The organism is Streptomyces sp. ATLC9, from assembly GCF_057196705.1.
Map to the genome: position 1 here is coordinate 1 of NZ_JBXUOY010000302.1, position 5,963 is coordinate 5,963.

Here is a 5,963-nt window from a genome sequence, read left to right on the forward strand (position 1 = left end):
TCCTCACGGAACTCCGGCGAGTACGGACTTGGACGTGCCACGTGCTTCTTCCTTCGATTCTTTACAGGACAACCCTATTGGGTCCCTGTCCGGGATCTTCGGGGCCCCTCACTACGCCACCTGCAGCTGACCGAGGCCAACACCGGTATCCACACCGCCTCCTGCGACACCTACGGCTTCCGCCACGTACACAAAGCCGGTGCACATCACGAGCTCTACGAAACTCGGTACAGCTCAGAAGGCCCACGAGCCGTGCCTGGTCCCCGCGCGCAGCCGCGGGCAGCGGGCCCCCAGTTGCCCGCCGTCCGCGTCACGGCACCCATAGCGCCGGTACACCCGGCCACCCGCAGACCGATACGCCACCGGACTCACCTCCATGGTCGAGAACGGTTTCCCCCACCATGGGGGCAGCCACCGTCCCATGGCAGAGAGCGGATGACGGCGCACACAGCGCGATCACCGCGCCAACACCCGGCCCTGCCCACCGGCACCACCACGACCAACCCCTTGACGGACGTGAAGGGGTGTGCTGCTACCCACTGTTGGATGCATCCGGGCGCAGCGGCCTCGGCAGCAGGATCTTGGGCACACTGCTTCTACCCCGCGCCAGGTTCCTCGTCTCTCGGCAGGTTGATCGACAGGCTCCCCCTTGAGGCATCATCGGGTCACGAAAACACTGGTCAGACCGTTGAGGCTAGGTCGTGGCCGCGCCGCCGTCGCCCCTGGGCTCGTTCGGCGGTCAGGGCTGGTGTATCACGATGCCGGCGGAAAGGCTTGTCGCGACGGGCACGGTGATGGCAGTCTCCTGGGCATGATCAAGAGAATCGAGTCCTCCGTCCGCCGGTGAGCCAGACACCCGGGACCAGGCCTCCCGGATTCAGGACCGCGCTGTTCGAGCACGCCCTCCGGCTGCACCGGCTGACCCCCGATACCCCGCTGCCACGTGACGGCGAGCCGTACCCCGATGAGGAACGCCGCCGCGGGCCGCGACCGGAACAACCACGCGAGCGTGAGCGGGTCGGGGCTGAGGTTGCGGCCATCCTCGACGAGCACTTCACCGGCCCGCACTCCGTACCCGGTCAACTGGCCGGCCGCTTCCACGGCGTCCATGTGCCCATCCATCCCACCCCACGCATCACCGAGGCCGCCCTGCGGGCGGGTGCGCGGGCCAGGGAGGCCGGGCGCCGGCTGGTCAGGCATGGAAGCGGCACCGACGACGTCGTCGTGGGTCTGGCGCTGCTCGCCGCGACAGGCACCGTCGACGATGTCCCGTACATCCAGACCATCGGGCTGCTCTCCGGTACCTTCGGGCCGCTCACGGCAGCCGCCCTGGAGCGGCTGCCCGGCGGCGCGGAACCACTGCTGTGGCTGGCCGACCGAGTGGCCGGCTGGGGACGGGTCTACGTGATCGAGGCGCTCTGCCGACTGGTCGACGGCCATCCGGACGTCCGACCGTGGCTGCTGCGCAGGGCCGTCGACGGGGACCTCCTCAACGGATACTTCGCCGGCAAGGTCGCCCAGGCCGCAGGTCTCCATCAGGCCCTCGCCGGGTCGGTGGCGGATGCCGAGACCGTGGACCACACCGGCAGGCTCCTCCATGTGCTCACCCGCTGCCAGGGCATGGGCACGACCCTCGCACGCTACGCACACGCCGAGGACGTGCTGGCCGCACACCTACGTCACCTCGGGCACCTGGGGCCCTCTCCCGGCCGGTACTACATCGCCGCGCTCCTCGCCAGGAACCTCGGCGAGCACGGTGACCAGGGAGCGATCGCCCCCGTCCACAGGTGGCGGACCTACCGGAACGGCTATCCGGCGCTCCTTGACCGGGAGGACTGGTGCGAGACGGTGAGGAACGCCCTGGCCGCCGGCGACCAGCGGATCGTCTGGCTCGCCGAGACGGCGTCCGACCCGGAGCTGCGGGCCTTCGATACCCCTGTACCGTCCGGCGAGGAATAGCGCACCGGGAACAACTCCCCTGCGTCGGCGGCCCGCTACGGTCATCAGGTCGTGTATGAGTCGTATCGCTCTGTGAAACCGGCGAAGGGACCGACGGTGGCCGAGACGTGTGGAAGTGCTGATCTGCCCGAGCGGGACGTGGTGCTCGGACAGGCGGTGCCGTTCGACGCGGAACGCTGGACATCACTTCTGCCGAGTGCCGCATGGTGGCCGGAGGAGCTCGACGCCTGTCCCGTCTCCGGCCGCTGGCCACGCGTGGACCGGCGGACGGTCTTCGGTCTCGCCCGCCGGGCCGACAGCGCCGAAGGCCGCCGTCACCTCCTGGTCGCCACCCTGGTGTGGGGCTGTGGCACCAAGGCACGGCTGGTGCACCGCCGCGCCCGCCTGCTCACCCGCACCACCGCCACGGACATCGACACCCGCCTGGCCATAACCCTGCGGACGCTCCATGAACGCGGGGCCGTGGCGGCGTACTACGCCTTCAACAACGATCACTGGATTCCGCACCTGGGCCCGGCGTTCTTCACCAAGGTGCTCTACTTCGCTGGACACGACACCCCCACCGGTCTCCACCGGCCGCTGATCCTGGACAGTGTCGTCTCCCGGGCCCTGCGCGCATGCAAGATGACCGACGCCCGGTGGCCGGCCAACGGCTGGACCACCCCCCAGTACGAGCGGTACCTGACCATCGTCCACGACATCGCGCACCGGAACGACGTACTGCCGGACCAGGTCGAGGCGGCCCTGTTCTCCCATGGCAAGGCCGCCCTGTGACCCGGCACAGCGCATGCGAGAGTGAACCGCTCCGGGACCAGCGGAGGCTTGATTCCGTGAGAGGAGCGAGTCATGGCATGTCCGTCCGGGTAGCCCACCGTGGGGAAGATCTACAACGCCCTGCGGGTGAAGGTCCGCGAGGCCGACGACCGCCGGGCCGCGCCCACCGCGGGCCTGGTGGACTCCCAGTCGGTGCGGGCCGCCGACACCGTCCCGACGGAGACCAGCGGCTTCGACGCGGGCAAGAAGACCAGGGGCCGCAAGCGGTTCATCGTCACCGACACCCTCGGCCTGTTGCAGGCCGTCCACGTGGCCGCCGTCAGTGTGCAGGACCGTGACGGCGCCCGGCGGCCGCTGCTGTGGGCCCGGCTGGACCAGCCCACCGTGGAGACGATCTGGGCGGACCAGGGCTTCGGCGGCCGCCTGGTCACCTGAGCCGGGGAGATCCTGGAGCGCACCGTGGAGATCGTCCGCAAACCGCCCGGCCGGCGCGGCTTCCAGGTCCAGCCCAAACGCCGGGCGGTGGAACGCACCTTCGCCTGGATCACCGCACGCCGCCGTCCGGCCCGGGACTACGGGCGCAACCCGGCGCAATCCGAGACCATGATCCGCTGGGCGATGACCGACGTCATACTGCGCCACCTCACCCGCGGCCGCCCCGCGACCCGACCAGCACGCCGACCTCCACGACGGACCACCTCATAATCCAGTCTCAAGCTCTCACTGAGCGCCTATGTTCCCTGACTGACTGTCGTCAGCCGGTACCGATCCGTTTCTGCCTTCGCGGACGTGTACGGTTCTTGGGGCGTTTCGAAAGCCGTGCCGGGGGGTGGTGATGAATCTTGTGCACCAGACCGAGAAGTTCGTCAACGCGTCGTGGTCCCTGGTGGGGTTACGGGACCTGATCTTCGAGATGCTGGGGTTGCTCTCCACCGAGCTCGGCAAGCAGGAGGGCATGGTCGGGGACGACGATGCCGGTCGGGCCTTCGCAGCGGTGTACATGCCGGCGGTACGCGCCGTCTTCGACAAGGCCGGCTTCGCCCACCAGGTCATGGCCGGCGGTGCGGGCTCCCTGCTGAAATCGGCCGAGGAGTTCCTGAGAAACGAGAGCGACACCGCCGCCGCCTTCCTCAAGCAGGACGCTGGAGCCCCTCGTCCTCCTGGTATCGCCCCTCAGCCCTCTGGTCCCGACTGCACCCCTCGCGCCAGCCATAGTGCCGAGGACCTGCCCGAGGTGGTCGGCGAGACCGGCTGGGTCGACCAGTACCTGCTGCACCAGCGCTTCCGCGGCCAGCAGGGCAAGCTGCGCGCCGTCGCCACGACCTGGCGGAACGCCGCGAAGATCCTGGAGGACGCCTACTGGGACTCGGAAGACGCCTGGCGGACCGCCAACCTTGGCCAGGCCGGCGACACCGCCGAGGCCGTGGAGGAGTTCTTCAAGAAGTTCGTGGGCAAGACGCCGCCACCCGGTGAAGTCGGCGAGGACGAGACGCTGATGGCGAATCTGCCCACCGCGTGCAGGATGATCGCCAAAGCGTGCGACTCCTACGCCGACCACATCGACACCGCGCTGGATCGCATTCCCACCGAGTCGAACCCGCTCACCGGCGAGGCTCTCCTCCCGTGGGAGAACCCGCTGTTCGGCGGCAACGGGCACGATGGCGGTCTGCACGAACTCGTCTCCGCCGATGTCCGTATCGCGGGGCTGGGCACCATACCGCCCTCCCTCGACAGCGCCCGGGAGCGGGTGAGGATGCCGCAGCCCGACGGCGGTGGATTCGGCCTCCTCCCCTCGCTTCCGCCGTTCCTCGCGCCCCTGGCCCGCGTCCCCCTCCTCGTCCCGGTCGGCTACCGCCCGCCGGTCCCGGGACTGCGCATCCAGCCGGTCCCGCCCCCGCAGCCGCCTGACCCGCGCTTCCCCGCCCTCACCGGGCCCGAGCGGCAGAAGTTCCAGACCTGGCTGGCCTCGCTGCGCGCCGGTGACGTGTCAGGGGGCCGACCTGCCGAGGTCGCCTACCAGAAGCGGGTGGCCGGCTATCCCGAGTACGAGGTCCCCATTCCCAAGGGCATCAGTGCCAACAGCACTCTGATGGTCGACGGCTTCCGGGAGACCGACGGCATGGCCATCGACGCCAAGTACGTCAACAAGCCCGGGAAGAAGTGCTATCGATCCCTTGAGGAGCTACGCGAAAGCCATCAGACCGGTCAGCGGGACTTTCTGTACAAGAGCGACCGGGATGAGCTCGCGAAGTACGCCGCCGCCCTCAAGGACCCCCGCAACAAGGAGATGCGCGGGCTGGAGATCGTCACCAACAACCCGGACTCCGTCTCCTACTGGCGCGTGATGATGGCCGCCCACGGCGTCAAGGGATACGCCCGCCACGTTCCGTGATCTCCGTCGATACCTCGTGGAAGGAAAGACCCAGGTGGAAACGTCCGAGCTCGCCGAGCTGCGCACCATGTTCATCTTCACCCCGCCGCAGGGCAGCACCTGGAACCTGGTGCTGGAGGACTTCGCGGCTCGTCTGCGTGAGCGCACCCCGGACGAGTTCGTCCGCATCGACGAGAACCCCCAGGGGCCGGGCGCCCGCGGCCCGTCCATGAGCTTCGGCTTCACCCTCCAGGACGGAGCCGTCGAGGGATTCGTCCTGACGGTCCCGGAAGGCGCAGCCGTCACCGACGTGACGGCCCGGGAGGCGGCGGAGTTCGCGATGTGGCTCCGCAACCACGTCGTACCGAACGGTGCACCCATGATGGTCAACACCGAGTGGGGAGTGGAGGACGACGTCCCCGAGGCCCTGGTACCGGACGTACCGCGCCCCAGCCTCGTCGCGGCCCTCCTGTCACACCTTGAAGAGACGCTCGACTGACCGGCCGCAGCGCGCAGTTCGCCCAGCAGGTCCCCGGCGAACGAGGCGCCGTGATGGTCAACGTCCTTGCCGGGGGGGCAGACCTACCGGGTGGGCGGCACGCTTATCTTCATCGAGGCGGGCCAGCCGGTAGGTGTGCCCGGAGACGTGTATGCCATGACAGCCGGTCGAAGGCCGAGCGGCACGAGGCAAAGGACCAGGGGAGCTTTGACCAGGTCGGTGGTGCGAGTGGCGCCACACCGGAACATGCGCAGCAACGACCAGAGTATCGGCGGTGCCACGGGCGGGCCGCTTCGGTGTCGTGGCCTGCCTCGGGCAGGGCGGTGTTGGCGTGGGGCGCGCGCCGCGGGCTGCGGGCCG

At 69.2% G+C, this 5,963-nt stretch carries 6 protein-coding genes; all 6 read left to right on the plus strand.

The annotated features are described in order from the left end of the window. Positions 1 to 843 precede the first annotated feature (843 nt). The 6 genes from AC2CJA_RS23040 (at position 844) to AC2CJA_RS23065 (ending at position 5,603) form a co-directional block, all read left to right on the plus strand. The gene (locus tag AC2CJA_RS23040) at positions 844 to 1,959 is read left to right on the plus strand and encodes a hypothetical protein (protein WP_484604598.1); all 1,116 of its coding nucleotides are present in this window, start codon (positions 844 to 846) and stop codon (positions 1,957 to 1,959) included. A gap of 96 nt (positions 1,960 to 2,055) precedes the next feature. After that, complete coding sequence (locus tag AC2CJA_RS23045) at positions 2,056 to 2,733, plus strand: 8-oxoguanine DNA glycosylase OGG fold protein (protein WP_484604599.1); 678 nt, start codon at positions 2,056 to 2,058, stop codon at positions 2,731 to 2,733. A gap of 99 nt (positions 2,734 to 2,832) precedes the next feature. After that, positions 2,833 to 3,168 (plus strand): transposase, encoded by a 336-nt coding sequence (locus tag AC2CJA_RS23050; RefSeq protein ID WP_484604600.1) that lies wholly within the window; start codon positions 2,833 to 2,835, stop codon positions 3,166 to 3,168. Between the two features lie 24 nt (positions 3,169 to 3,192). Next, positions 3,193 to 3,438 (plus strand): hypothetical protein, encoded by a 246-nt coding sequence (locus AC2CJA_RS23055; RefSeq protein WP_484604601.1) that lies wholly within the window; start codon positions 3,193 to 3,195, stop codon positions 3,436 to 3,438. 130 nt (positions 3,439 to 3,568) lie between these two features. Continuing rightward, positions 3,569 to 5,125: a restriction endonuclease fold toxin-2 domain-containing protein gene (locus tag AC2CJA_RS23060; protein WP_484604602.1), complete on the plus strand. Its 1,557-nt coding sequence runs from the start codon at positions 3,569 to 3,571 to the stop codon at positions 5,123 to 5,125. Positions 5,126 to 5,159: 34 nt separating this feature from the next. Beyond that, positions 5,160 to 5,603, plus strand: a complete 444-nt coding sequence (locus AC2CJA_RS23065) for a hypothetical protein (RefSeq protein ID WP_484604603.1) — start codon at positions 5,160 to 5,162, stop codon at positions 5,601 to 5,603. Positions 5,604 to 5,963 lie beyond the last annotated feature (360 nt).